At 52.4% G+C, this 573-nt stretch carries 2 protein-coding genes; both read right to left on the bottom strand.

The window, feature by feature from the left end:
* Window positions 1–260, bottom strand: a 260-nt coding sequence (locus RZR99_RS33040; protein ID WP_323123858.1) for a type II toxin-antitoxin system VapC family toxin, incomplete at its 3' end; no start/stop codon positions are given.
* The gene (locus RZR99_RS33035; protein WP_323123859.1) at window positions 257–454 is read right to left on the bottom strand and encodes a type II toxin-antitoxin system VapB family antitoxin; all 198 of its coding nucleotides are present in this window, start codon (window positions 452–454) and stop codon (window positions 257–259) included. The genes RZR99_RS33035 and RZR99_RS33040, both read right to left, overlap by 4 nt.
* Window positions 455–573 lie beyond the last annotated feature (119 nt).

Genomic DNA, 573 nt, shown 5'->3' with positions numbered 1-573 from the left:
GTGTCTACATATCCAATTCCCCGATTGAACAAACCTTCGCGTTCGATCAAATAAAAAGTCTCCTCCGGAGTCGCAACCGGCGCGTGCGGCAAATCAAGCAATGCTCCAAGCACGACTTCACGATTGCGCAAACTGCCGAGTGAAATCTCCCCGACCACATAGGGATGAATCAGCACACGCTCCTCGGCAAGCAACGCAATCAACATAGGATCGGCCGCATTGATGTGGTCGATCCAGACCGACGTGTCAACGATGATCATTTAACGTCCTGTCGGCGACGCGGCACGCTCTTGACGCCTGGTTGGCTTCCTCCAAGATTTGCGAGCCGCTTTGCGGCCTCACGCTGGATCAGAGCCTTCAGTGCTTCGCGCACGAGTGCAGATTTTTCTTCTACGCCTGTATAGGCTTGGGCCTTGGCGATCAAGTCATCATCAAGTGCAATGGTGGTACGCATACAAATCTCCTTTCTGTAGGCACGAATTGTAGCATCAATTGATGTCTCATTATGTGGCCAATACTGGCTCGTAAGGCCCACGATTTCTTCACGAATGACGAGACGAGTCGTGCGCTGGA

Origin of the sequence: Burkholderia alba (assembly GCF_034721475.1) — a bacterium.
Classification (GTDB): domain Bacteria; phylum Pseudomonadota; class Gammaproteobacteria; order Burkholderiales; family Burkholderiaceae; genus Burkholderia; species Burkholderia alba.
This window is presented reverse-complemented; position numbering and strand designations above follow the sequence as displayed.

Coding starts and splice junctions, on each gene's coding strand:
- RZR99_RS33035 (WP_323123859.1), bottom strand. CDS start 454: ATGCGTACCACCATTGCACTTGATGATGACTTGATCGCCAAGGCCCAA.